The sequence below is a fragment of the Caulobacter sp. genome, from assembly GCF_035254145.1.
In the GTDB taxonomy this organism is placed as follows: Bacteria; Pseudomonadota; Alphaproteobacteria; order Caulobacterales; family Caulobacteraceae; genus Caulobacter.
Genome location: NZ_DATFAV010000022.1, coordinates 1 through 22020 on the forward strand (window position 1 = coordinate 1; position 22020 = coordinate 22020).

Genomic DNA, 22020 nt, shown 5'->3' on the forward strand with positions numbered 1-22020 from the left:
CAGCCGATCGAGAAGGTCGGGGCTTCGGTCACCGTCCTGACCCAGGCCGCCATCGAAGCGAGCCAGGCGATCTCCGTCGTCGAACTGCTGGCCCAGGCCCCCGGCGTGAGCTTCACGCGCAATGGCGGGCCGGGGACCGCGACCAGCCTCTACATCCGCGGCGCCGAGACCCAGCACACCGTGGTGCTGATCGATGGGGTCAAGCTCAACGATCCCTCGTCGACCCAGGGCGCCTTCAACAGCGGCAATCTCTTGGCTGGCGACATCTCGCGCATCGAGGTCCTGCGCGGCGCCCAGTCGACCTTGTGGGGCAGCCAGGCGATCGGCGGCGTGGTCAACATCGTGACCGCCGATCCGACCACGCCCTTCACCAGCTCCATCGACGCCGAGGCCGGCGCGCGCAAGACCGGCTATCTGCGGGCCGGCGTCGGCGGGGCGGGAGATAAGATGACCTGGCGCGTGGCCGGCGGCTACTACACCACCGACGGCTTCTCGGCCTACAAGCCAGGCAAGGAGAAGGACGGCTATCAGAATTCCGGCCTCTCCGGCCGCTTCCGCGTGGCGTTGTCCGACAACGTCTCGGCCGAGGTCCGCTCGGTCTGGTCGAAGGGCAAGAACGATTTCGACGGCTTCAACGTCGACAGCCCCGAGTTTGGCCGCACCGAAGAACTGGTCGTCTATAGCGGCCTAAACGTCGCCCTGCTGGACGGTCGCTGGAACAACCGCCTCGGCTACGCCTACACCGACACCGACCGCGAGAACATCAACCCGGCCCGTCCCGCCGTGCCGCTGACCTTCGACGCGGCCGGCAAGAACAAGCGCTGGGAATACCAGGGCGTGTTCGCGGTCACCGACACGTTCAGCGCCACCTTCGGCGCCGAGAGCGAGCACGCGCGCATGCGTACGCGCTCGCCCAGCGTCAGTAAGCCCAACCCCGCGTTCGCGACCGGCAAGGTCGGCGTCGACAGCGTCTATGGCCAGTTGCAGGCCGAGGTCGTTCCAGGCCTCACCCTGACCGCGGGTCTGCGCTACGAGGACCACGACACCTATGGCGGCCACACCCTCGGGCAGGCCTCGGCGGCCTGGGCGCTGAACGAGGGGAACACCGTCCTTCGCGCCAGCTTCGGCCAGGGCTTCCGAGCTCCCGGTCTCTACGAGCTGTTCAGCGAATACGGCAACCTGAACCTGTCGCCGGAGAAGTTCGACAGCTGGGACGCCGGCGTCGAGCAGCGCTTCCTGGGCGGCAAGGCGCGCGCCTCGGCCACTTGGTTCCATCGGGAGGCCGACAACGAGATCCGGTTCTACTCGTGCTCCAGCGCCAGCGAGCCGCTGTGCGCCCCGGGCGGCGCCTTCCGGTACGGCTATTACGACAATGTCCTGAAGACTAAGGCGCAAGGCCTTGAACTGATTGGTGAACTCAAGCCCGTCCCGAACCTGACGATCACCGGCAACTACACCTATACCGACGCTGAAACCGACTCCGGCGCCAACAAGGGCAAGCAGTTGACCCGCCGCCCGAAGAACATGGGCAACCTGTCGGCGACCTATCGCTGGCCGGTAGGCCTGTCGACCACGGTCGCGGCGCGCCGCGTGGGCAAGACCTACAACAACGACGCCAACACCCAGGTCGTGGCGGCCTACACGGTGGTCGACCTGCGCGCGTCGTACCCGCTCAGCGACAAGCTCGAGCTGTTCGGTCGCGTGGAGAACGCGTTCGACAAGGACTACCAGACCATCCTGAACTACGGCACGCCCGGACGCGGCGCGTTCCTGGGCCTGCGGGCGCGGTTCTAGGATCGGTCATGGCGTCGATATTTCCCGTCGGCGCCTTCCGGCACGGCGGCCGTCTCCGCGAGGCGATGGCCGTCTATCCGGACGTGCGCGAGCCCTGGCTCGATCTTTCGACCGGGATCAATCCCGAGCCCTGGCCAGGCGCGCGCGCGTCCGACCGGGCGCTGCGGTCTCTGCCCGATCCTGACGCCCTGGCGGCGCTGGAGGCGGTCGCCGGACGCGCCTTCGGCGTCGCCGACAGCGATCGGGTGATCGCCGTGAGCGGGGCCGATGCGGCCCTGCGGCTGCTGCCTCTTCTACTGGGACAGGGAAGCGTCGCCCTGGTCGCGCCGATCTATGGAGGCCACGCCCAGGCCTGGGCCGACCGCGACCCGCTAATGGTGGCTTCGATCGACGACCGGCGCGCCGTCGAGGCCGAGGTCCTCGTCCTGGTCAATCCGAACAATCCGGACGGTCGCCAGACGCCGCGCGAGACCCTCGCGGACCTGGTCCGCACGCGATCGACGCGGGGCCGTTGGACGATCGTCGACGAAGCGTTCGTCGAGAGCACGCCCCATCTCAGCGTCGCGAACCTGGAGATCGAGCGCCTGATCGTCCTTCGTTCGTTCGGGAAGTTCTATGGCCTTCCCGGAGCGCGGCTCGGATTCGTTATCTGTGACAATGGCTTGTCCCGAAAACTTCGCGCAACGCTCGGCGATTGGCCAATCTGCGCCGACGCCCTGGCCCTGGGTCTTGGCGCCTACGCCGACGAGGCCTGGCGGTCGGCCACGGCCGCCTGCCTGGCGGCTCAAGTGCGCAACGTGGACGCGGTCCTGAGCGCGGCGGGTCTGACCGTGCTGGGCGGCTGCGATCTCTTCCGCTGGGTCGAGGCGCCGGACGCTCATCAGCTCTTCACGCGGCTTTGCGGCCAGGGCGTGCTGACCCGGCCTTTCGCCGAACATCCGACGCGGCTTCGGTTCGGCGTCCCGGCGCGCCAGGACCTTGATCGCCTGCGTCTGGCCTTGCAGGCGGTGCGTCATGGAGGCTAGCCGTCGGGCGATGATGGGCGGCGTGCTGGCCCTGGGCGCGGCCAAGCCCGCCTTGCATGCGCCCCAGCGGATCGCGTCGCTGAATTCCTGCCTCGACGCCATGCTGGTCCACCTGGCCGATCGCGCCCAGATCGCCGCGCTCAGCCACTATGCGCGCGAGCCGGAAGGCTCGACGGTCGCCGCCCAGGCCCGGACCTTGCCCTTCACCTGGGAGAGCGCCGAGGAAATCATCGCGCTGCGCCCGGATCTCGTGCTGGCCAGTCAGCATTCGGCGCTGGCGACCCGCAATGCGCTTAAGCGGCTACAGGTGCCGGTGGAGCGCTTCGCCGTGCCCAAGACCGTCGACGAAAGCCTGGGGCAGGTGCGGAGGGTCGCCCGGCTCATCGGCCGCGTCGACCGGGGCGAGGTCCTGGTCGCCCGCATCCAGGCGGCGCTCGCGGCGGCGACGCCGAGACCGGGCGCGCGTCGGCTGAGCGCCCTGATCTATCAGCCGAACGGCTTCGCCGCCGGTCCCCATACCCTCGTCGACGAGGTGATGACCCGGGCAGGCTTCGACAACGCCGCCCGGCGCTACGGGCTGAAGACCTGGGGCAACGTGCCGCTCGAGCAGGTGCTGGCCGATCCGCCGGAGGTGCTCCTGGTCGGCGAAGCCTCGTCCGGCGCGCGCAGCTGGGCCGATCGGGTCATGACCCATCCGGCCCTGGGCGCGGTTCGAGACCGGATGAAGCAGGCCCGCTTTTCCGAGCGCCTTCTCTATTGCGGAGGTCCGGTGCTGATCGACACCGCCGCGGCCATGGCCCTGGCGCGCGCCCAGGTGCTGGGGGATTTGACATGAGCATCCGGTCGCCCTGGGCGGTCCGCGGCCTGCTGGTCGGACTGCTGGTGGTCCTCTTCGGACTGAGCCTTTGCGCTGGACGGGTCTGGGCGCCCTGGAGCGCCTGGATCTCGCACGGCGCGGATCCGCGCTGGGCCATCGTCTTCGGGCTTCGGCTTCCGCGCACCATCCTGGCGATCCTGGTTGGCGGCGCCCTGGGCCTGAGCGGCGCGGCGCTGCAGGGCTACACGCGCAATCCCCTGGCCGATCCTGGCGCGCTGGGCGTGTCGTCCACGGCGGCGCTGGGGGCGGTGCTGACCCTCTACTTTGGCGCGGCGGGGGAGAAGGCCTGGCTGCTGCCGGCCGCCGCCATGGCCGGAGCGGGCCTGGGCGTCGCGGCCCTGCTCGGCCTCGCGGGCGTCACCTCCAGCATCGTCACCTTCATCCTGGCGGGCTTCATCGTCCAGACGGTGTGCTCCGCCGGCATCGCGCTGGCCCTGAACCTGGCGCCCAACCCCTGGGCGGTGAACGAGATCGTCAACTGGCTGATGGGCTCGCTGGCCGATCGGAGCGTCGAGGAAGTCCGCCTGGCCGCACCGGGGGTCGTCGGAGGCTGTATGCTTCTGCTGACCCTGGGCCGATCCTTCGACGCCCTGACCCTGGGCGAGCAGGGCGCCCGATCGCTGGGCGTCAGGCTGGACCGCACGCGGCTGCTGCTGGCGATCGGCGTGGCCCTGGCGGTCGGCTCCAGTGTCGCCGTCACCGGCGTCATCGGCTTCGTCGGGCTGGTCGTCCCACACCTCCTGCGGCCCTGGGTGGGATCGAGGCCTGGGGCGCTGCTGGTCCCGTCGCTGCTGGGCGGCGCGGTCCTGACCCTGGCCGCCGACATCCTGGTTCGCATGACCCCGGCCGCCAACGAGATCAAGCTCAGCGTGGCGATGGCGGCGCTGGGCGGTCCGTTCTTCCTGTGGATGCTGATCGGCCTGCGCCGGAGGCTGGCATGACCCCGGACCTGCGCGCCGAGACCGTCAGCGTGAGCCTGGGTGGCAGGCAGGTGCTCCGGGACGTCAACACTTGCTTTGGCAGAGGCGAACTGGTGGCGATCGTCGGCCCCAATGGCGCGGGCAAGTCGACGCTCCTGGCGTGTCTGGCCGGCCTGATGCGCCCGGACGGTGGGAAGGTCTCGCTGGAGGGCGCGGCCGTCGCGGATACGTCGCCTCGCCAGCGGGCGCGCCGCATCGCCTTCCTGGCCCAGACGCCGGAGATCGCCTGGGATATCGATGTGCGAACCTTCATTGGACTGGGCCGAACGCCCTATCTCGGCGCGTTTGGGGCCAGCGCCGCGGACGCATCGGCGATCGACGACGCCATCGCGACCGCTGGGCTGGAAGCGTTCGCCGAAAGGCCCGTCACGCGCCTGTCCGGCGGCGAACGCGCCAGGGCCCTGATCGCTCGCGCGCTCGCGGGCCAGACCGACTGGCTGCTGGCCGACGAGCCGCTGACCGGGCTCGACCCTGGCCACGCGCTGGACGCCCTGGACCTGTTCCGCGATCTCGCGCATCGGCGAGGAAAGGGCGTCGTCGTCACGCTGCACGACCTGAGCCTGGCCGCGCGCTTCGCCGACCGCGTGGTGATGCTGCACGAGGGCCAGATCGTCGTCGACGGCGGCCCCGCCGAGGCTCTGGCGCCGCGAACCCTCGCCCAGGTCTATGGCGTGGTGGCGCGCAACCACGCGGGCGAGGGCGGACCCTTGATCGAGATCCTGCGCCGTGCCGATTAGCCCGTGGATCGTGCTGGCCGCGGCGGCGCTCGAGGTCGCCGTGGGCAATCCAGAAGCGTGGCGCTGGCGCGTGCCCCATCCCGTCGCCTGGATCGGAGCGCTGATCTCGCGCCTGGAGATGGCGCTGAACCGACCCGGGCGGAGCGAATCCGCGCGTCGCCTCCTTGGCGTTGCGACCCTGGCGATGATCATTGGCGTCAGCGGTCTGGCGGGCTGGCTGATCCAGCGGCTTGGCGGCCCCTATCTCGTCGCCCTGGTGGGCGCGATGGGACTGGCGCAGCGCAGCCTGCTGGACCATGTCGCCGCCGTGGCCCTGCCGCTCGAAACTGGCGATCTCCAGGAGGCCAGAAAGGCGGTCGGCATGATCGTGGGGCGTGACGTCGAACGCCTCGACGAAAGCGGCGTCGCCCGCGCGGCGATCGAGAGCCTGGCCGAGAGCTTCAACGACGGAGTGGTCGCGCCGGTGTTCTGGTTCGTGGCGGGCGGCCTGCCGGGCCTTTTCATCTACAAGGCGGTCAACACCGCCGACAGCCTGATCGGTCATCGCGAGCCCCGCTGGCGCGCCTTCGGCTGGGCGTCGGCGCGTTTCGACGACCTGCTGAACCTGGCGCCCGCCCGCCTGGCCGGCGCGCTGATCGCCCTGGCTGGACGCGGCGGCTGGACGGCGATGGCGCGCGACGCGGGCAAGCACGCCTCGCCCAACGCCGGTTGGCCCGAGGCGGCGATGGCCGGCGCCCTGGGCGTCCGCCTCGGCGGCCCGGCCTGGTACGACGGCGGCCTTGTCCAGCGACCGGTGTTGGGCGAGGGGAGGACGCCGCGACCTTCGGACCTGTCGCGCGCCCTGAGCATCTACATGATGGCCTGCGCGATCCTCTGGACCGTCCTGGCGCTAGGAGGTTTCGCATGGCTGCGCTGATGATCCAGGGTTGCGGATCCGACGTCGGCAAGTCGGTTCTGGTCGCCGGACTTTGCCGGCTGTTCGCCAATCGGGGCCTGACGGTGCGTCCGTTCAAGCCACAGAACATGTCCAACAACGCCGCCGTCACTGGCGACGGCGGCGAGATTGGCCGGGCGCAGGCCCTGCAGGCGGTCGCCTGCCGCACCCCGCCGACCGTCGACATGAACCCGGTCCTGCTGAAGCCGCAGAGCGACGTCGGCGCCCAGCTGATCGTGCGCGGCCAGATGGCGGGAACCTGGAAGGCCAAGGGCTACCAAGCGCGCAAGGGCGATCTCCTCGGCGTCGTCATGGAGAGCTTCCGGCGACTGCAGGCGGAGAGCGACCTGGTCATCGTCGAGGGCGCCGGCAGCCCCGCCGAGATCAATCTTCGCGCCGGGGACATCGCCAACATGGGCTTCGCGCGAGAAGCGGGCGTGCCGGTGGTGCTGGTCGGCGACATCGATCGCGGCCACGTGATCGCCGCCCTGGTCGGCGCCCACGCGGTTCTCGACGATGGCGATCGATCGATGGTGCGCGGGTTTCTGATCAACAAGTTCCGGGGCGATCCCGACCTGTTCCAAGACGGTCGCCGGATCATCACGGACCTGACGGGATGGCGCGACCTTGGCATGGCGCCCTGGCTGGCGGCCGCGCGACGACTGCCCGCCGAGGACGCCGTGGTCCTGGATCACCTGGAGCCTACCGCCGAACGCAAGGCGCGCATCGTCGTGCCGATGTTGTCGCGCATCGCCAATTTCGACGAGTTCGACGCCCTGCGGACCGAGCCGGGCGTGGCGTTCGCCTTCGTGCCGCCCGGACAAGCGCTGCCGGGGGACGCCGACCTCGTGATCCTGCCGGGAACCAAGGCGACCCTGGCGGACCTGGCCTTCCTGCGCGCCCAGGGCTGGGACGTCGACCTGGCGGCCCACGTCCGGCGCGGCGGCCGGGTCCTGGGCGTCTGCGGCGGCTTCCAGATGCTGGGCCGTCGCGTCTCCGATCCGGACGGCGTCGAGGGCGCGCCCGGGACGGTCGAGGGGCTCGGCCTGCTGGACGTCGAAACCGCCATGACCGGCCAGAAGACCCTGCGCCCGGTGACGGGACGGCTGGCGGGCGGCGCCCGCTTCGACGGCTACGAGATGCACGTCGGCCGCACCATCGGCGGTGCGAGACCGATGCTGACGTTCGACGATGGCGGCATGGATGGCGCGATGTCCGCGAATGGTCGCGTTCGCGGCTGCTATGTCCACGGCTTGTTCGATCGCGGCGAGGCGAGGGCGGAGCTTCTCGCCGACCTGGGCGCGGTTTCCGATCTGGTCGACCAGTCGGCGCGCGTCGACCAGGCCCTCGACGAAATCGCGGCCGCGCTGGAGGCGGCCTTCGACATTCCCGCGCTCGCCGCCATCGCCGGCCTGGAGAAACACCCATGAACCCGCCCCACGCGAACCTGCCTCATGTGTCGCCGGTCGACGCCTCCACCATGCCCGAGCTTCGCGCGCGTCTCGACGGCAAGGCCAAGCCGCTTGGCGCCCTGGGGCGGATCGAGGATCTGGCCGTCCAGCTTGGCCTGATCGCCAACGGCAGTCCCCCGTCGTTCGATCGCGCCCTGCTGCTCGTTTTCGCCGGCGATCACGGCCTGAACCAGGAGGGAGTTTCGTCCTATCCATCGAGCGTGACCCAGGCCATGGTCGCCACCTTCCTGGCCGGCAAGGCCGCGGCCAACGCCTTCGCCCAGGCGGTCGGCGCGCAACTTCGGGTGGTCGACGCGGGCGTGGACGGCGATCTGCCGGCGCACCCGGCCTTGCTGGACGAGAAGGTCCGGCGCGGAACGCGCAACGCCGCCGCCGAGGCCGCCCTGTCCCGGGAAGAAACCGTCAAGGCGTTGGAGGTTGGGGCCCGGATCGCTCGCGACGCGGCCGGGGAGGGCTTCGAGATCCTGGCCCTGGGCGAGATGGGCATCGGCAATAGCGCCTCGGCGGCCCTGATCATGCATCGCTTGGCTCCCGCGCCCTTGGAAGACTGCGTGGGTCGGGGCGCGGGTCATGACGACGCCGGCCTGGCGCGCAAGCTCGCCACCCTCCAGCGGGCGGCGGCCCGAAGTGTTGCGACCGATCCCTTGGACGTCCTGACCGAGTTCGGCGGCCTGGAGATCGCGATGATGAGCGGCGCGATCATCGGCGCGGCGTCCGCGGGACTTCCCGTTCTCGTTGATGGCTTTATCACCTCGGCCGCCGCCCTGGCGGCGATCAGGCTGGTCCCCGCGGTCGAGGGCTATTGCGTGTTTTGCCACCGCTCCGCCGAACAAGGACATCAGCGGATGCTGCAGGCGCTGCAGGCCGAGCCGCTGCTGGCGCTGGACCTGCGCCTTGGCGAGGGAACCGGCGCCTTGCTGGCTCTTCCCCTGGCGCGCGCGGCCTCGCGGCTGTTGAACCAGGTGGCCAGTCTGGACGATGTGCTGAGCGGGCGGCTCTGACATGAGCTGGTTGCGGCGCCAGGCCCAGTTGCTCGTCTGCGCGGTCCAGTTTCTGACGCGGGTCCCGACACCGGCGCTGAACGGCTTCCAGCCCGACTGGATCACCCGTTCGGCGCGCTATTTTCCGCTGGTCGGGCAGGGCGTGGGCGCGCTCTCGGCGGTCGTGTTCTTCGCCGCCTATCAGGTCTGGAGTCCGACCCTGGCCGCGCTTTTGGCGATCGGCGTGGGCCTGATCGTCACCGGCGCCTTCCACGAAGACGGACTGGCCGACACCGCCGACGGCCTGGGCGGCGGCCAGACCACCGAACGACGCCTGGAGATCATGAAGGACAGCCGCGTCGGAACCTATGGCGTCTGCGCCCTGGTCCTGGCGCTTGCGCTCAAGGTCGGGGCGCTGTCGAGCCTGTCGGCGCAGGCTGGTGTCCTGACGCTGATCGCCGCCTACGGGGCCGGCCGCGCCGCGGCCCTGGTCGCCATGCGCCTGACGCCCTACGCCCCGGCCGGTGAGGCGGGCAAATGGAAGCCGACGCCACAAGGCGTGCGCACGACCGAGGTGGTCGCGGGTCTGCTGATCGCGGCCTGGCCGCTCGTGCTGCTTTCGCCCTCCGCCGTACTGGTAGGCGTGGCCGTCGGCGGCTTGGCGGGTCTCGCGATGGCGAAGACGGCCCAACGCCTGATCGGCGGGCACACCGGCGACGTGCTCGGGGCGATCGAGCAGGTGTTCGAGGTCGGCTTCATGCTCGGCGTGGCGGCGCTGGCGTGAGGCTGCTCGTCGGTCCGGCCTCGGCGGTCGAGAGCCTGCTGGCGCGTGAACCCGTGGATCACATCCTGGCCCTGGTCGCGCCGGAGACCCCGATCGCGACCTTTCCAAGACCCGCGACCGTTCTCCGCTTCAACGACATCGTCGAGCCTCGCCCTGGCTTGATCGAACCGACCGCCTCGTCGATACGGGAGATCATCGGTCTGGGACAAAGGCTGCCCCCCGCCGCCACCCTGCTGATCCACTGCTTCGCCGGAGTCAGTCGCTCTCCCGCGGCCGCCTACATCCTGGCCTGCGCGGCCACGTCGGCGGGCGAGGAAGAAGCCCTGGCGGCGGTCCTGCGCGCCGCTAGCCCTGGCGCCACCCCAAACGCCCTGATGATCGCCCTGGCCGACGACATCCTGGGGCGCGGCGGCGCCATGAGCCGATCGATCCGCGCCATAGGCCGGGGCGCCGACGCCTTCGAGGGCGACGTGATCGACTGGATCATTGGTGATTGAAGCCAGCGTTGGCTGGACGGCAGGCGACGCTCACTACGATGCAGGATCGTTCGAGCGCCGCCCGCCTTGCGATCAGAGACCGCTGGCGCCGCCGAACTTGTGGGTCAGCTGCAGGTAGTAGCTGCGGCCGGTCGAGGAGAACCACGAGGTGTCATAGTACGGATAGCCCGAATAGGTCGGGTCGCGGGGCGGGTTCTTGTCGAGCAGGTTGTCGACGGCGAGGCTGACACGCGTGCGGTCGTTGATCTCGTACTGGACCGTGCCGTTGAGCATGTAGGTCGCCTTCGTCCAGCCGTCCTCGGCGTAGTTGGGGACCCGGTCGAGGCGCTGGCCGTGCAGGCCGACGCTGAGGCCGTTCAGGCGCCAGTTGATCGCCGCGCTGCTCTTGGTGCGCGGGATGTCGTAGCCGCTGTCGAAGGCCAGCTGGTTTTCGATGGGATCGCCAGGGTACTGGCGGCTGGTGTGATTGTGCACCCAGGTGTGCGCCACGCTGAAGTCGAACGTGCCGAGGCTGTCGGTCGGCCAGCGATAGTGGGCCGCGACGTCGACGCCGGTGGTCCGTTCGGTCGCCACGTTGATCGGGTTGATCGTCACGCTGGCGATGGCGCCCGGATTGATCGCGGCGGTGAGGGGATTGCGCTTCACGCGCGCCAGGGCGTCGACGCAGGTCGGCGAGGCGGCGCTGACCGCGGTTCCGGCGGAGGTCTTGCCGATCCGGCAGTCGGCTTCCTGGCGCAGGACGCTGTCCAAGCTCATGTCCAGCACGGCGTTGTCCAGCTGGACGCGGAAGTAGTCGACCGAAATGTCGAAGTTGCGGACGGGCGACCAGACCGCGCCGTAGTTGAACGACTTGGAGGTCTCCGGTTTCAGCTTGGCGTTGCCCAGACGAACCTTGACCAGGCCCTCGTCCGCGTAGCTGCAGTCGCCGATGTCCTCGCCCGGCTCCTCGGTGCGGCAACGGTAGTAGTCGGTGCCCGAGGGGTGGCTGATACCTTCCTTGGCGAACACGTAGTGCAGGTCCGGCGCGCGGAAGCCGGTGCCATAGGCGGCGCGGACCAGCAGGGTCTTGACCGGACGCCATTCGACGCCGCCGTTGTAGGTGAACTTGTCGATCGTGTTGCCGTCGTACTTGTAGCTGTCGTAGCGGCCGGCGGTGGACAGTTCGACGCTGCTCAGCAGCGGAGCGCGGAACTCGTAGCCGGCGCCCCAGTGGTCGCGGGAGCCCGAACCGTCGGCATCGCGCAGGTTGTAGTAATAGTTCACCGTGGCCAGCGGATCGAGGCCCAGCTTGTAGGACTGATGACCGTATTCGGCCACCGCCGCGAAGCCGACCGGGCCGGCCGGCAGACGGAAGAGTTCGGCCTGGTTGACCTGGAACGACACCCCCTGCTGGCGCGCGACCGGCTTGTAGGTCGTGCGCGCGGTGATCGAGTCGAACTCGGCCGTCGTCAGGGGCTTATAGAGGCGCGCCGGGTCGGCGTTGAAGATCGGATAGCCGCTGTCGGCGTCCACGCCCAGCTGGGAGCCCAGGAACAGAGCGGTGGCCTTGGAAGTCACCACCTTGGGCCAGCTGATCGACGAGCGGTACTGGCTGAAATTGTAGAAGGCCTCGTAGTCCCAGCCGCCGCCCAGCGAGCCCTTCACCCCAGGCGTGATGCTGAAGGTCTTGGAGACGTTCTTGATGTAGCCCTTGTTCAGCCCGCCCATCTCCTCGGGCGTGAAATTGCGGTGCCACAGATCAAGGCCGCCGGAGAACTGGTTGTAGAAGATGCCGTCTTCGCTGCCGTTGGCGTCCTGATACTCCCAATTCAGCACGTCCTGGAACTGCCGGGTGCGGCTGTAGCCCGCCGAGATGTCGGCGAAGAACGAGAGGGTGTCGCGCGGCGCGTAGTTGAGCGAGGCCACGACATTGGCGCTCTTGCGCTCACTGACGATCGTGCCGTAGCCGATCGAGCTATAGCTGCCGCAGTAAAAGCCGGGATCGCCGTCTGGACCCCAGCCCGGGCGGCTAACGTATTCGACCGATCCTTCGTTCAGCTTCGACAGCGCCTTGCAGGTGCTGGCGCCCGGATCGACATAGACGTCCTCGGACGGATCCATCCGCAGAAAGTCGCGGCGCGCGATCGCCGTGCGCTTGGTCGGGCTGTCCTTGGTGCTGTCCTGGATGTCGCGATCATAGGCCCAGACCGGACGTTGATTGACGAACTCGCCGCCGATCACCAGGTCGAAGTTGTCCTTCGAATAGCCGCTCGAGATGTTCACGCGCTGGCTGGCGCCGCCGCCGTGCTCATAGCCGCCGAAGGTCGCGTCGACGGTCGTGCCGTCCACCTTCTTCTTCAGGTTGAAGTTCACCACGCCCGAAATGGCGTCCGAACCGTACACCGCCGAGGCGCTGCCGCTCAGCACTTCGATTCGGTCGATCATGCCCAGCGGGATCGACGAGGTGTCAGTGAAGGCGCTCTTGCCGTTGTAGGGCAGGGGGAAGTCGGCGATGCGGCGGCCGTTGACCAGCACCAGCGTGTGGTTGGGACCCAGGCCGCGCAGATCGACCTGCTGGGCGCCGGGCGTCCAATCCATGCCGCTGGACGACTGCTGGGTCTGGGTCTCGCCGCCGTTCTGGGTCAGGGCGCGCATGACGTCCGGAACGCTGTTGAAGCCGGCGGCCTTGATGCTTTCGCCGGTGATGACCGTGACGGGGGCGGGGCCCTCCGTCGCGATGCGGGGGATGCGCGACCCGGTGACCACCAGCGCTTCGACGGCGTCGTCGGCCGAAGCTGGGGCCGAAGCCGGGGCCGTGACTGGGGTCGTCTGCGCCATGGCTGGCCCGACGATCAGAAGACCGGCCGCTCCGGCCAAAGCGCTCGCGCGGAGAAGATGCGTCTTCATAGGTAGCCCCCTTTTGTACGCCGACCGCCCTTGACTGGGCCATTCGTTCCTCGGCGCTGCTCCGAGAATGGACCATTTGGGCCGCGGCTTTCCCAAATTGGAAATCAGAAATGACAGATTGTCAAAATTCTTGGACATATTGCTTGAAGCGTGCAGCAATTTGCCCGTTACGCCCCGATACCAAGCAAGGTGACGATCCCGGGGCGAAACGACCGGCGACTGGTCGCTAAAATTCACCGAGCGGTTAGGCTCGGATCGAACGGGGGGAGCCGGATGGTTCGATTTGCTTCGGTTATAGCCATGGCCGCGCTGATCACGAGCGCGAGCTTCGCGCACGCGGCCACGCCAGCGGGGCCTGACGCTGTCGGGCCTGGCTACGAATACTATGTGATCGGCGACGTAAACGCGCCGACGCCAGGAAAGACCGGGCCGCTGCTGGGGCTGTTCGGTGGCGGCGACTGGCCGATCGAGGCCTTCCGGGCGTTCGTCAAGCAGTCCGGCGGCGGCCACATCGTGGTGCTGCGGGCTCGCGGCGCCCGTGAGCTCCAGGACGAGATCTATAACGACGTCGGTGGCGTCGCTTCTGTCGAGACCCTGGTGATCCACGACGAGGACGCCGGCGAGGATCCCAAGCTATTGGCCGTGATCGCCCGCGCCGACGGCATCTTTTTCGGCGGCGGCGACCAGAGCAACTATGTGCGCGCCTGGAAGGGCACGGCGCTCAACAAGGCGCTCGACGCCCACGTCAAGGCGGGCAAGCCGATCGGTGGCACCAGCGCGGGCTTGGCGGTGCTGGGCGGCTATGTCTACGGCTGCCTGGACTCCATCAGCCTGACCTCGCCGGACGCGTTGAAAAATCCCACTGGGCCCAGCGTCACCCTGGTGCGCGACTTCCTGCACCTGCCGTACCTGTCGAAGGTCGTCACCGACACCCACTTCGACAAGCGCGACCGCCAGGGCCGGCTCGTCACCTTCGTCGGCCGCCTGATCCAGGAGGAGAACGACACCGCGATCACTGGCCTGGGCGTCGACGAGGCCGGCGCGATGCTGATCGATGGGGACGGGGTCGGCCGCTACTACGGCCCCGGCCACGCCTGGCTGGTGCGCCCCCTGAAGAAGCCGGCCACCATCGTCGCCGGACAGCCGCTGACCTACGCCTCGTTCCCGATCGTGGGCCTGGGGCCAAAAAGCACGATCGACTTCAAGACGTTCCAGGTCACCAAGCCCGACTTCACCATCACCGCGCGGGTCGACAAGGGAACGCTGATCCGCAGCGACCGATAAAGACGACCGTCCGTTCCGATCGAGATCAAGATGACGCTTCAGAACCTTCGCCGCTTCGCTCTCGCCGCCCTTTCCGGCCTCGTTCTGGCGGCGCCCGCAAGGGCGGCCGAGAGCCCGGCCCAATGGTCGCTGGCCGTACATGGGGGCGCGGGCGTACTGGAACGCGGCGAGCTGACGCCCGAGAAGGACAAGGCCTACCGCGCCGGACTGGACGCCGCGCTGGAGGCGGGCGCCAAGGTCCTGAAGGCTGGCGGCTCCAGCCTGGACGCCGTCGAGGCCGCCGTCCGGGTGCTTGAGGACAATCCCCTGTTCAACGCCGGCAAGGGCGCGGTCTTCACCGCCGAGGGCCGCAACGAACTGGACGCGGCGATCATGGATGGGGCCACGCTGAAAGCCGGGTCCGTCGCTGGCGTGACACGCACGCGCAATCCGATCAGCCTGGCCCGCGCGGTCATGGAGAAGTCGCCGCACGTCCTTCTGGCCCGCGAGGGCGCGGATCAGTTCTCCAAGGAGATGGGCCTGGAACAGGCGTCTCCAGAATATTTCTATACCGAGGAACGCTGGAAGCAGTTGTTGGCCTGGCGCAAGGACCAGCACGCCATGCTGGATCCTACCCACCTGTTCGGCACGGTCGGCGCGGTCGCCCTGGATCAGGCCGGTCACGTCGCGGCCGCCACCTCGACCGGAGGCATGACCGGCAAACGGTGGGGCCGGGTCGGTGACAGCCCGATCATCGGCGCGGGAACCTACGCCCGCGACGGAGTCTGCGCGGTGTCGGCCACGGGCTCGGGCGAGTACTTCATCCGGGAGTCCGCCGCGCGCCAGCTTTGCGATCGCCTCGCCTGGAAGGGCGAGACCATCCAGCAGGCCGCCGACGGAACCATGGCCTCGATCACCAAGATAGGCGGCGACGGCGGCCTGATCGCCATCGACGGCCAGGGACGGGCGGCGTTCGGCATGAACGACCTGGGCATGTATCGTGGAGCGATCTCTTCCACGGCGCCCACGCCGCGCACGGCGATCTATGCTGACGAGCCTTCGCCGCGCTGACGCGAACGCCAACAAGGGGGGCAGGGCGTGACGAAATCGGATGACCGAAGCCTTGGCGACATCGACCGCCGCCTGCTGGCCATGCTGCGGGAGGATTCCCGTCAGCCGGTGACCAAGCTGGCGAGCGACCTGGGCCTCTCCCGCGCCAATGTCTACGCCCGCCTCAGCCGACTGGAGGAGGAGGGGGTCATCAGGGGTTACACCCTGCGACTTGGCGATCCCTATGATCGCCGACTGATCCGCGCCCAGGTGATGATCAAGACCCTGTTGAAGCACGCTAAGACCATCGAAGAAGCCTTGGCGGCCATACCGGAGCTTTCGGCGCTGCATGCGATCAGCGGCGAATACGACCTGATCGCCGTCGTCGAGGCTGAAACCGTCGGCGAGCTGAACACGCTGATCGATCGCATCGGAGCCATCGAGGGCATCGAACGAACGACCTCGTCGATCCTGCTGGCGACGAAGGTTCTGCGCTGAAGCGCGGCGGCGAGGATTTCTCTCGCCAACCCCGGGCAAGTCGTCCGTTTCTTGGGCGCTCGCCGCCATAAAGTCTCCGCCACGTCCTCGCGGAGACCAGCCTTGAGCCTCGAGCAGATTCATACCGGACCCGGCTTCCTGGGCCTCGCGGCCGATGCGGGGCGTTCTGATCTTCACCGCGCGCACGTGATGCTGCGCCTGGCGCTTCGCGACGCGGCCGATGTGGAAGACGCCTTGGCGGGGATCGCCGAACTGACGGCGCTGCATCGGATCACGGGCGACTATGATCTGGTGGCGATCGTCGAGGCGCCCCAGGCCGACCGATTGGACGCCCTGATCGCTCGGATCACCACGCTGCGGGGTGTTCGCGCGGCCAGCGCCTCGCGCCTCCTGCCGGACCGCCAGCGTCCAAGCGCCCGCGCGTTCGCCGCGGAGTAGGGCGGCCACGCCGCCAATCCAGCATCCCAACGCGCAACACGAGAGCCTGCCGTGGACCTTCCCTATCCCTGCCTGATGTTCCTCGCCGACGTCGACCGCGTCAGCGCCAAGACCGCTCTCGGCGTGGCCTACTGGCGTCCCGACGCCTGCGTCGGCCAGCTTCGCCTGAAGGGAAGCGAGGTGGATCTTGGCCTGGCCGACATGTCTCCGGCCGCCGCCAAGGCCGCTGGAGCGCGCTCGCTGCTGATCGGCGTCGCCAACGCGGGCGGGTTCATTCCATCGCATTGGGAGGACGTGCTGGTCGAGGCGCTGGAGGCCGGTCTGGATCTGGTCTCCGGGCTGCACACCCGCCTGGCCAGCCTGCCCCGCGTGCGGGAGACCGCCGAGCGCCTGGGACGGCGACTGTTCGAGGCGCGCGAGGCCGATCCCCGGTTCAACGTGGTCGCCGAAGGCGTCAAGCGTACCGGCCAACGTCTGCTCACCGTCGGCACGGACTGCGCGGTCGGCAAGATGTACGCGGCCTTGGCCCTGACGAAGGAGCTCAAGGCGAGGGGCGTGAACGCCGATTTTCGCGCCACGGGCCAGACCGGCATCTTCATCGCCGGATCCGGCGCGCCGATCGACGCGATCGTCTCCGATTTCGTGGCCGGCGCCGCCGAGGCTCTCAGCCCGTCGGCGGCCGTGGATCATTGGGACGTCATCGAGGGCCAGGGCTCGCTGTTCCATCCCGCCTACGCCGGGGTCACGCTGGGCCTGCTGCATGGCAGCCAGCCGGACGCGATCGTCGTCTGCCATGACGCGACCCGGACCGCGATCGACGGACTGGAGCGCTTTCCGACGCCCAGCCTGGCCGAGGCGATCGATCTGAATCTCCGGTTGGCCAGGCTGACCAACCCCGCCGTTCGCGCCGTCGGCGTCAGCGTCAACACCTCGCGTCTCTCGCCCGAGGCGGCAGCGGCCTATCTGAACGACGCCGCCGAGCAGTTGGGGCTGCCGTGCTGCGATCCGGTCCGCGCCAGCGTGGCGCCGATCGTGGACGCGCTCCTGGGCGGCCCCGCCCGACGGGACGCGGCCTGATGCGGCTGACGGCGCGGGGCAAGGTCCACGCCCTGATCGAACCGTTCGTCATCGCGCGGAAGACCTACACCGAGGCCCTTGTCGTCGAAGTCCGGATCGAGGCGAACGGCATGATCGGACGCGGCGAGGCGGCCGGCGTCGACTATCGTGGCGATACGCCCGACGAGATGCTGCTTCAGCTGCGGGATCTGGCCAAGCGGCTGGATCGGGGTGAGATCCTGGATCGCGCCACGCTGGCGCGGCGCCTACCGGCCGGCGGCGCGCGAAACGCCGTCGATTGCGCGCTGTGGGACCTGGAGGCCAAGCGCTCTGGAACGACCGCCGCCGCAAGGGCGGGCGTGGCTCCGCTCCGCCCCATCGAGACCTTCGTCACCCTGGGCATGGACACCCCCGCCGCCATGGGCGCCAAGGCGGCGCGATGGGCCGATCGCTATGGCGCCTTGAAGATCAAGCTGGGCGACGACGACGACATGGCGCGCCTGGAGGCCATCCGCGCGGCCGCTCCCGTCGCCCGGTTGATCGCCGACGCCAACCAAGGCTGGACGCTGGCGCAGCTGAACGATCGCGCGTCCCGCATGGCCGCCCTGGGGGTCGAATTGCTCGAGCAACCGTTGCCAGTCGGCCGTGACGACGAGTTGCTCGACTATCGCGGCGCGGTGCCGCTATGCGCCGACGAGACTTTCGACGATCGCGCGGACCTGGACCGCGTCGTCGGTCGCTACGCCTTCTGCAACATCAAGCTGGACAAGTGCGGTGGGCTCACCGAGGCGCTGGCGCTCGCGCGGGCGGCGCGCGAACGCGGCCTGCGGCTGATGGTCGGCTGTATGGAGGGAACCTCGCTTGGCGTCGCCCCGGCGCTGCTGCTGGCGCAGAGTTGCGAGATCGTCGACCTGGATTGCCCGATGCAGCTGGTCCGCGATGTCGATGGCGGTTTCGGCTATCAGGATGGCTGGCTGAGGCCCAATGGGCCCGAGCTGTGGGGATAGGCGGGGGTCAGGTTTCGAAGTCCCCGGCCGTGGCCAGCAGCGCCGCCAGGTCGAAGTTCGCCTCGCTCTTGAGCTTCTTGGTCACCGGCAGGGTGACGTAGTCGAACGAGACATTAAGCGTGTCGAGCATCTGCTCCATGATGGCCTGGTAGTGTTCGATCCCGAAGGCGGCGACCGTGAGCAGATAGTCGACGCCGCCCAGCACGGCCTGGCAGCCGATGACGTTCGGCAAGCCGGCGATCCCGCTCTCGAAGACCTTGGCCTTGGCGTAGGAATAGTCGGTCAGCTTGATCTGGACGACGAAGGTCGAGAGTTTGGCCAGGCGACCAAGATCGATCTCGGCGTGATAGCCCCGGATGATCTTGGCCTTCTCCAGCCTCTTCATGCGCTCCCAGCAGCGCGAGGCCGACAACCCCACCTGGTCGCCCATCGCGGCCTTGGTCACCCGGCCCTGGACATGCAGCAGGGCCAGGATCTTGATGTCGATGCGGTCGAGGTCCTTGCGCGGGTCCGTCATGGGCCGTCCTTGCTGATCGTCTTCCCACGCTTAGCGCAACGGGGGCGGAAAGGGTAAGCGCGAGCGTTGGGACAGGGGAGAGCTCCTCGCGTCCTGGGCGGCGGAAACAGCGGAAACCTTCGCGACCGCGCGCTAGACTCCTCATCGCGCAACCAGACCGCGGGGCCCATGACATCCCACCTGTTCCGATCGACGCTCGGCGTCGCCATGGCCTGCCTGCTGGGATCCAGCGCCCTGGCTTCGACCCTGATCGTCCACGCCAAGGTGATCGACGGCTCCGGAACGCCAGCTCGGGCGGTCAGCGTGCGGATCGACAAGGATCGCATCGTCGCCGTCGGCCAGCTCGCGCCCGCGCCGGGAGACGCCGTCGTCGACGCCAAGGGACTGACCCTGGCGCCCGGCTTCATCGACGCCCATAGCCACCACGACCGATCGGCCGACAAGACGCCGGACATGGCCGTCCTGACCGCGCAGGGCGTCACCACCATCGTGGTTGGACAGGACGGGGAGTCGGCGCTTCCGCTGAACGCCTATTTCGAGCAATTGGCGCGGTCGCCGCTGGCGGTCAACGTCGCCTCCTACACCGGGCACGGCAGCTTGCGCGCGCGAGCCATGGGGCAGGATTACAAGCGCCCGGCCACCCAGGCCGAGATCGCGCGCATGCGGGACGAGCTGGCCGAGGACCTGCGCGCGGGCTCGCTGGGTCTGTCCACCGGACTGGAATACGACCCGGGAATCTACGCCACTTCGGATGAGGTGGTCGCCTTGGCCAAGACGGCCGGCGAGGGCGGTGGGCGCTACATCAGCCACCTGCGCAGCGAGGATGTCAGGCTGGACGCGGCGATCGACGAGATCATCGCCATCGGCCGCGAGGCCCGGCTGCCCGTGCAGATCTCGCACCTGAAGATCGGCATCGTGGACCGCTGGGGGCAGGCCCCCGCGATCCTGGCCAAGCTGGACGCCGCCCGCGCCCAGGGCGTGGACATAACCGCCGACGTCTATCCCTACAGCTATTGGCAGAGCAATCTGTCGGTCCTGCTACCGGAGCGCAACTTCGAGGACCGGGCCGCCGCGCGGTTCGCCCTGACCAAACTGACGACGCCGGAGGGCCTGCGGATCGCCGTGTTCGCGCCAGACCCTTCGCTGGTCGGCAAATCGATCGCCCAGATCGCGGCCGAGCGCCACGCCGATCCCGTCGAGACCTATCTGGCCCTGACGCGCCAATCGGAGGCCTACGGCGCGGCCCATCCGGAGGTTGAGCGAGTGGACGCCGTGATCGGGGCGGCCATGGCCGAGCCCGACATCGCCGCCTTCATCGCGTGGAAGAATTCGGTGATCTGCTCCGACGGCATGACCCATGGCCTGCATCCCCGCGGGTTCGGGGCGTTCGCCAAGATCCTGCGCGTCTATGTGCGGGAAAAACGCCTGCTCACCCTGGAGCAGGCCGTCCACAAGATGTCGGCCCAGACGGCCGCCCAGCTCGGCCTGGCCGACCGGGGAACGATCGCGCCCGGACAGTACGCGGACCTGGTGCTGTTCGACCCCGCGCGCGTCGCCGACCGTTCCGATCTGGATCACCCCAACGCCCTGGCCACCGGGGTCAGCACCGTCTGGGTGAACGGGGTCGCCGTGTTCGACAAGGACCGACCGACGGGCGCGCGACCCGGCGCCGTCGTTCGCCGCGCCGGCTGGCGCCAGCCCGACTAGAGACCGGCCGCCGAGGCCTGCTCGCGCCGCCAGCGTTGGGGCGTGTCGCCCACGACGGCGTGAAACAGACGCGACATGTGCGCCTGGTCGCAAAAGCCGGTGGCGAGCGCGATCTGGCAGAGCGACGAGCGGGTCTGCCTCATCAGGATTTGGGCGCGTTCGAGCCGGCCGCGGATCACGTAGGCGCGCGGCGAGACGCCAAAGCTGCCCTTGAAGCGCCGCGAGAAGTAGTTCGGGCTAAGGCCGACGATCTCGGCCAGGTCGCGGATGGTGATGGATTGGTCCAGATGCTCGGCGATATGTCTCGCCACCTTGCGCTCCTGCCAAGGCGCCAATCGCGAGGCCTCGGATAGGGCGGAGCCCGCCAGCGCAACGCTCACCTTGTCCATGATCGTCATCTCCATCGGCGCGGTCACCTAGGACCGCCTGATTGGCGTTACGCAGGTGGCGGGAATTTCCTCATCGATCCCCTTTCCGCTCGGTGTGGGCCACGACCTTCAGGGAACGGAGGAAGTTCAAAATATTCAGATGGATATTCGAAGTTGAGCGCCCGGCGAGCCGTCTTGTTCCCGCGAAAGAATTTTTCCGGTGAGGACTTCGGCGGGGCGTGCGTTCTGCCTCCTCGAAAGCCGACGCTCGTGGTCGTTGGACAGGAGACGGAGTCTCTGATGGGAATGGCGCGAGAGCAGCTCATGACCAACGCCTCGGACACGGCCGCGCGCGCCGATGCTTTCGCCCGCCAGGCCGCGGCGATGCGCGGCCCCCTGGCCGTCTATTTTCGCCGTCGGGTCCGCAATCCGGGAGAGGTCGAGGACCTGGTGCAGGAGGTCTTCCTGCGCCTGACGGTGCGCGGCACGCCCGACAACGCCGACCACGCCAGCGCCTATATCTTCCAGATCGCCGCCAGCGTCCTGGCCGACCGCTATCGACGCCGCACGGTCAGGCACGCCGACGAGCATGTCGCGCTGGACCCCGATCTCCGTGGGGAGCAGGACTTCGATCCCGCTCGCATCTACGCCGGCAAGCAGGCCCTGAACGCGGCCGCGGCGGCCCTGATGACCATGCCGGAACGCACGCGGACCATCTTCCTGCTCCGCCGGATCGACGGTCTTCGCCACCAGGCCATCGCGACGCAGCTAGGCCTTTCGGTGAGCGCCGTCGAAAAGCACATGGTTCGCGCCATCGAGCACTTGATGGCCCACGCGGGAGGCGTCCGATGACGCGCGCGACCCTGACCCCCGCCCAGGCCGCGGCGCGCTGGCTGGCCTGCGAAGACATCGAACAGTCCCCCGAGCGCGAGGCGTTCGCGGCCTGGCTGGCCGAGAGCGACGACAATCGCGACGCCTGGGACAGGGCTCGACGGATGTGGGAGGTCTTCGACGAGGACAACGACCTGATCGCCGCCATGACGCGCGCCGCCAGGCAGGCCGGGCCCGAGCCCGTCGCCAGGCCTTCCTGGTCGAGATTGATCGCCGCCTCGGTCGCGGTCGCGGCCGTGTCGGCGACCTTGCTTCTGGG

The 22020-nt window shown here is 68.8% G+C and carries 21 protein-coding genes and 1 pseudogene; 19 read left to right on the top strand and 3 right to left on the bottom strand.

All coding sequences use genetic code 11. The features are described 5' to 3' along the window. The 10 genes from VJ655_RS01100 to VJ655_RS01145 all read left to right on the top strand — a co-directional run. A partial coding sequence (locus tag VJ655_RS01100) for a TonB-dependent receptor plug domain-containing protein (protein ID WP_324097525.1) occupies window positions 1-1794 on the top strand: 1794 nt, incomplete at its 5' end. A gap of 8 nt (window positions 1795-1802) precedes the next feature. Continuing rightward, window positions 1803-2819 (top strand): threonine-phosphate decarboxylase, encoded by a 1017-nt coding sequence (locus VJ655_RS01105; protein ID WP_324097526.1) that lies wholly within the window; start codon window positions 1803-1805, stop codon window positions 2817-2819. Next, window positions 2809-3654, top strand: coding sequence for an ABC transporter substrate-binding protein (locus VJ655_RS01110; protein ID WP_324097527.1), 846 nt, complete (start codon window positions 2809-2811; stop codon window positions 3652-3654). The genes VJ655_RS01105 and VJ655_RS01110 overlap by 11 nt, the downstream gene beginning before the upstream one ends. Continuing rightward, window positions 3651-4637 (top strand): iron ABC transporter permease, encoded by a 987-nt coding sequence (locus VJ655_RS01115; RefSeq protein ID WP_324097528.1) that lies wholly within the window; start codon window positions 3651-3653, stop codon window positions 4635-4637. Before VJ655_RS01110 ends, VJ655_RS01115 begins: the two co-directional genes overlap by 4 nt. Then, window positions 4634-5413 (top strand): ABC transporter ATP-binding protein, encoded by a 780-nt coding sequence (locus tag VJ655_RS01120; RefSeq protein WP_324097529.1) that lies wholly within the window; start codon window positions 4634-4636, stop codon window positions 5411-5413. Before VJ655_RS01115 ends, VJ655_RS01120 begins: the two co-directional genes overlap by 4 nt. Further along, window positions 5403-6329, top strand: a complete 927-nt coding sequence (gene cbiB, locus VJ655_RS01125) for an adenosylcobinamide-phosphate synthase CbiB (protein ID WP_324097530.1) — start codon at window positions 5403-5405, stop codon at window positions 6327-6329. Before VJ655_RS01120 ends, cbiB begins: the two co-directional genes overlap by 11 nt. Beyond that, window positions 6317-7777 (top strand): cobyric acid synthase, encoded by a 1461-nt coding sequence (locus VJ655_RS01130; protein ID WP_324097531.1) that lies wholly within the window; start codon window positions 6317-6319, stop codon window positions 7775-7777. The genes cbiB and VJ655_RS01130 overlap by 13 nt, the downstream gene beginning before the upstream one ends. Continuing rightward, on the top strand, window positions 7774-8820 hold the full coding sequence (cobT, locus tag VJ655_RS01135) for a nicotinate-nucleotide--dimethylbenzimidazole phosphoribosyltransferase (RefSeq protein WP_324097532.1): 1047 nt from the start codon (window positions 7774-7776) through the stop codon (window positions 8818-8820). The genes VJ655_RS01130 and cobT overlap by 4 nt, the downstream gene beginning before the upstream one ends. A gap of 1 nt (window position 8821) precedes the next feature. Then, window positions 8822-9583 (top strand): adenosylcobinamide-GDP ribazoletransferase, encoded by a 762-nt coding sequence (gene cobS / locus VJ655_RS01140; protein WP_324097533.1) that lies wholly within the window; start codon window positions 8822-8824, stop codon window positions 9581-9583. After that, window positions 9580-10080 carry a protein tyrosine phosphatase gene (locus VJ655_RS01145; RefSeq protein WP_324097534.1) on the top strand — a complete coding sequence of 167 codons (501 nt, stop codon included), beginning with the start codon at window positions 9580-9582 and terminating at the stop codon, window positions 10078-10080. The genes cobS and VJ655_RS01145 overlap by 4 nt, the downstream gene beginning before the upstream one ends. A 72-nt stretch (window positions 10081-10152) precedes the next feature. On the opposite strand, the gene VJ655_RS01150 is transcribed toward VJ655_RS01145, so the two are convergent. Then, entirely contained in the window at window positions 10153-12897 is a 2745-nt protein-coding gene (locus VJ655_RS01150) for a TonB-dependent receptor plug domain-containing protein (RefSeq protein ID WP_324097535.1), read from the bottom strand. Between the two features lie 369 nt (window positions 12898-13266). On the opposite strand from VJ655_RS01150, the gene VJ655_RS01155 reads away from it, so the two are divergent. From VJ655_RS01155 to VJ655_RS01180, 6 genes are all read left to right on the top strand, one after another. Further along, window positions 13267-14250 (top strand): cyanophycinase, encoded by a 984-nt coding sequence (locus VJ655_RS01155; RefSeq protein WP_324097536.1) that lies wholly within the window; start codon window positions 13267-13269, stop codon window positions 14248-14250. A gap of 30 nt (window positions 14251-14280) precedes the next feature. Next, window positions 14281-15300 carry an isoaspartyl peptidase/L-asparaginase gene (locus VJ655_RS01160; RefSeq protein ID WP_324097537.1) on the top strand — a complete coding sequence of 340 codons (1020 nt, stop codon included), beginning with the start codon at window positions 14281-14283 and terminating at the stop codon, window positions 15298-15300. Between the two features lie 27 nt (window positions 15301-15327). After that, complete coding sequence (locus VJ655_RS01165; protein WP_324097538.1) at window positions 15328-15777, top strand: Lrp/AsnC family transcriptional regulator; 450 nt, start codon at window positions 15328-15330, stop codon at window positions 15775-15777. 102 nt (window positions 15778-15879) lie between these two features. Next, complete coding sequence (locus VJ655_RS01170; protein ID WP_324097539.1) at window positions 15880-16215, top strand: Lrp/AsnC ligand binding domain-containing protein; 336 nt, start codon at window positions 15880-15882, stop codon at window positions 16213-16215. Between the two features lie 51 nt (window positions 16216-16266). Beyond that, the gene (locus VJ655_RS01175) at window positions 16267-17292 is read left to right on the top strand and encodes a DUF1611 domain-containing protein (RefSeq protein WP_324097540.1); all 1026 of its coding nucleotides are present in this window, start codon (window positions 16267-16269) and stop codon (window positions 17290-17292) included. Beyond that, on the top strand, window positions 17292-18278 hold the full coding sequence (locus VJ655_RS01180) for a dipeptide epimerase (protein WP_324097541.1): 987 nt from the start codon (window positions 17292-17294) through the stop codon (window positions 18276-18278). The genes VJ655_RS01175 and VJ655_RS01180 overlap by 1 nt, the downstream gene beginning before the upstream one ends. A gap of 7 nt (window positions 18279-18285) precedes the next feature. On the opposite strand, the gene VJ655_RS01185 is transcribed toward VJ655_RS01180, so the two are convergent. Beyond that, a complete protein-coding gene (locus tag VJ655_RS01185) occupies window positions 18286-18795 on the bottom strand; it encodes an Lrp/AsnC family transcriptional regulator (RefSeq protein WP_324097542.1) in 510 nt (169 codons plus the stop codon). Window positions 18796-18963: 168 nt separating this feature from the next. Between VJ655_RS01185 and VJ655_RS01190 the strand changes: the two genes are divergently transcribed. Beyond that, window positions 18964-20502, top strand: coding sequence for a D-aminoacylase (locus VJ655_RS01190; RefSeq protein WP_324097543.1), 1539 nt, complete (start codon window positions 18964-18966; stop codon window positions 20500-20502). Here the strand turns inward: VJ655_RS01190 and VJ655_RS01195 are convergent. Beyond that, complete coding sequence (locus tag VJ655_RS01195; RefSeq protein WP_324097544.1) at window positions 20499-20918, bottom strand: AraC family transcriptional regulator; 420 nt, start codon at window positions 20916-20918, stop codon at window positions 20499-20501. The genes VJ655_RS01190 and VJ655_RS01195 overlap by 4 nt on opposite strands. A 276-nt stretch (window positions 20919-21194) precedes the next feature. Here VJ655_RS01195 and VJ655_RS01200 point away from each other — a divergent pair, with 276 nt between their 5' ends. Both VJ655_RS01200 and VJ655_RS01205 read left to right on the top strand, forming a co-directional pair. Beyond that, window positions 21195-21722, top strand: a complete 528-nt coding sequence (locus VJ655_RS01200; protein ID WP_324097545.1) for an RNA polymerase sigma factor — start codon at window positions 21195-21197, stop codon at window positions 21720-21722. Then, window positions 21719-22020: pseudogene (locus VJ655_RS01205) on the top strand (hypothetical protein); the annotation flags it as partial. The gene VJ655_RS01200 and the pseudogene VJ655_RS01205, both read left to right, overlap by 4 nt.

Bases quoted from the DNA above. Each gene is read 5' to 3' on its own strand.
- VJ655_RS01105 (WP_324097526.1), top strand. From the start codon at position 1,803: ATGGCGTCGATATTTCCCGTCGGCGCCTTCCGGCACGGCGGCCGTCTC.
- VJ655_RS01110 (WP_324097527.1), top strand. From the start codon at position 2,809: ATGGAGGCTAGCCGTCGGGCGATGATGGGCGGCGTGCTGGCCCTGGGC.
- VJ655_RS01115 (WP_324097528.1), top strand. From the start codon at position 3,651: ATGAGCATCCGGTCGCCCTGGGCGGTCCGCGGCCTGCTGGTCGGACTG.
- VJ655_RS01120 (WP_324097529.1), top strand. From the start codon at position 4,634: ATGACCCCGGACCTGCGCGCCGAGACCGTCAGCGTGAGCCTGGGTGGC.
- VJ655_RS01130 (WP_324097531.1), top strand. From the start codon at position 6,317: ATGGCTGCGCTGATGATCCAGGGTTGCGGATCCGACGTCGGCAAGTCG.
- cobT (WP_324097532.1), top strand. From the start codon at position 7,774: ATGAACCCGCCCCACGCGAACCTGCCTCATGTGTCGCCGGTCGACGCC.
- cobS (WP_324097533.1), top strand. From the start codon at position 8,822: ATGAGCTGGTTGCGGCGCCAGGCCCAGTTGCTCGTCTGCGCGGTCCAG.
- VJ655_RS01150 (WP_324097535.1), bottom strand. From the start codon at position 12,897: ATGGCGCAGACGACCCCAGTCACGGCCCCGGCTTCGGCCCCAGCTTCG.
- VJ655_RS01155 (WP_324097536.1), top strand. From the start codon at position 13,267: ATGGCCGCGCTGATCACGAGCGCGAGCTTCGCGCACGCGGCCACGCCA.
- VJ655_RS01160 (WP_324097537.1), top strand. From the start codon at position 14,281: ATGACGCTTCAGAACCTTCGCCGCTTCGCTCTCGCCGCCCTTTCCGGC.
- VJ655_RS01180 (WP_324097541.1), top strand. From the start codon at position 17,292: ATGCGGCTGACGGCGCGGGGCAAGGTCCACGCCCTGATCGAACCGTTC.
- VJ655_RS01185 (WP_324097542.1), bottom strand. From the start codon at position 18,795: ATGACGGACCCGCGCAAGGACCTCGACCGCATCGACATCAAGATCCTG.
- VJ655_RS01190 (WP_324097543.1), top strand. From the start codon at position 18,964: ATGACATCCCACCTGTTCCGATCGACGCTCGGCGTCGCCATGGCCTGC.
- VJ655_RS01200 (WP_324097545.1), top strand. From the start codon at position 21,195: ATGACCAACGCCTCGGACACGGCCGCGCGCGCCGATGCTTTCGCCCGC.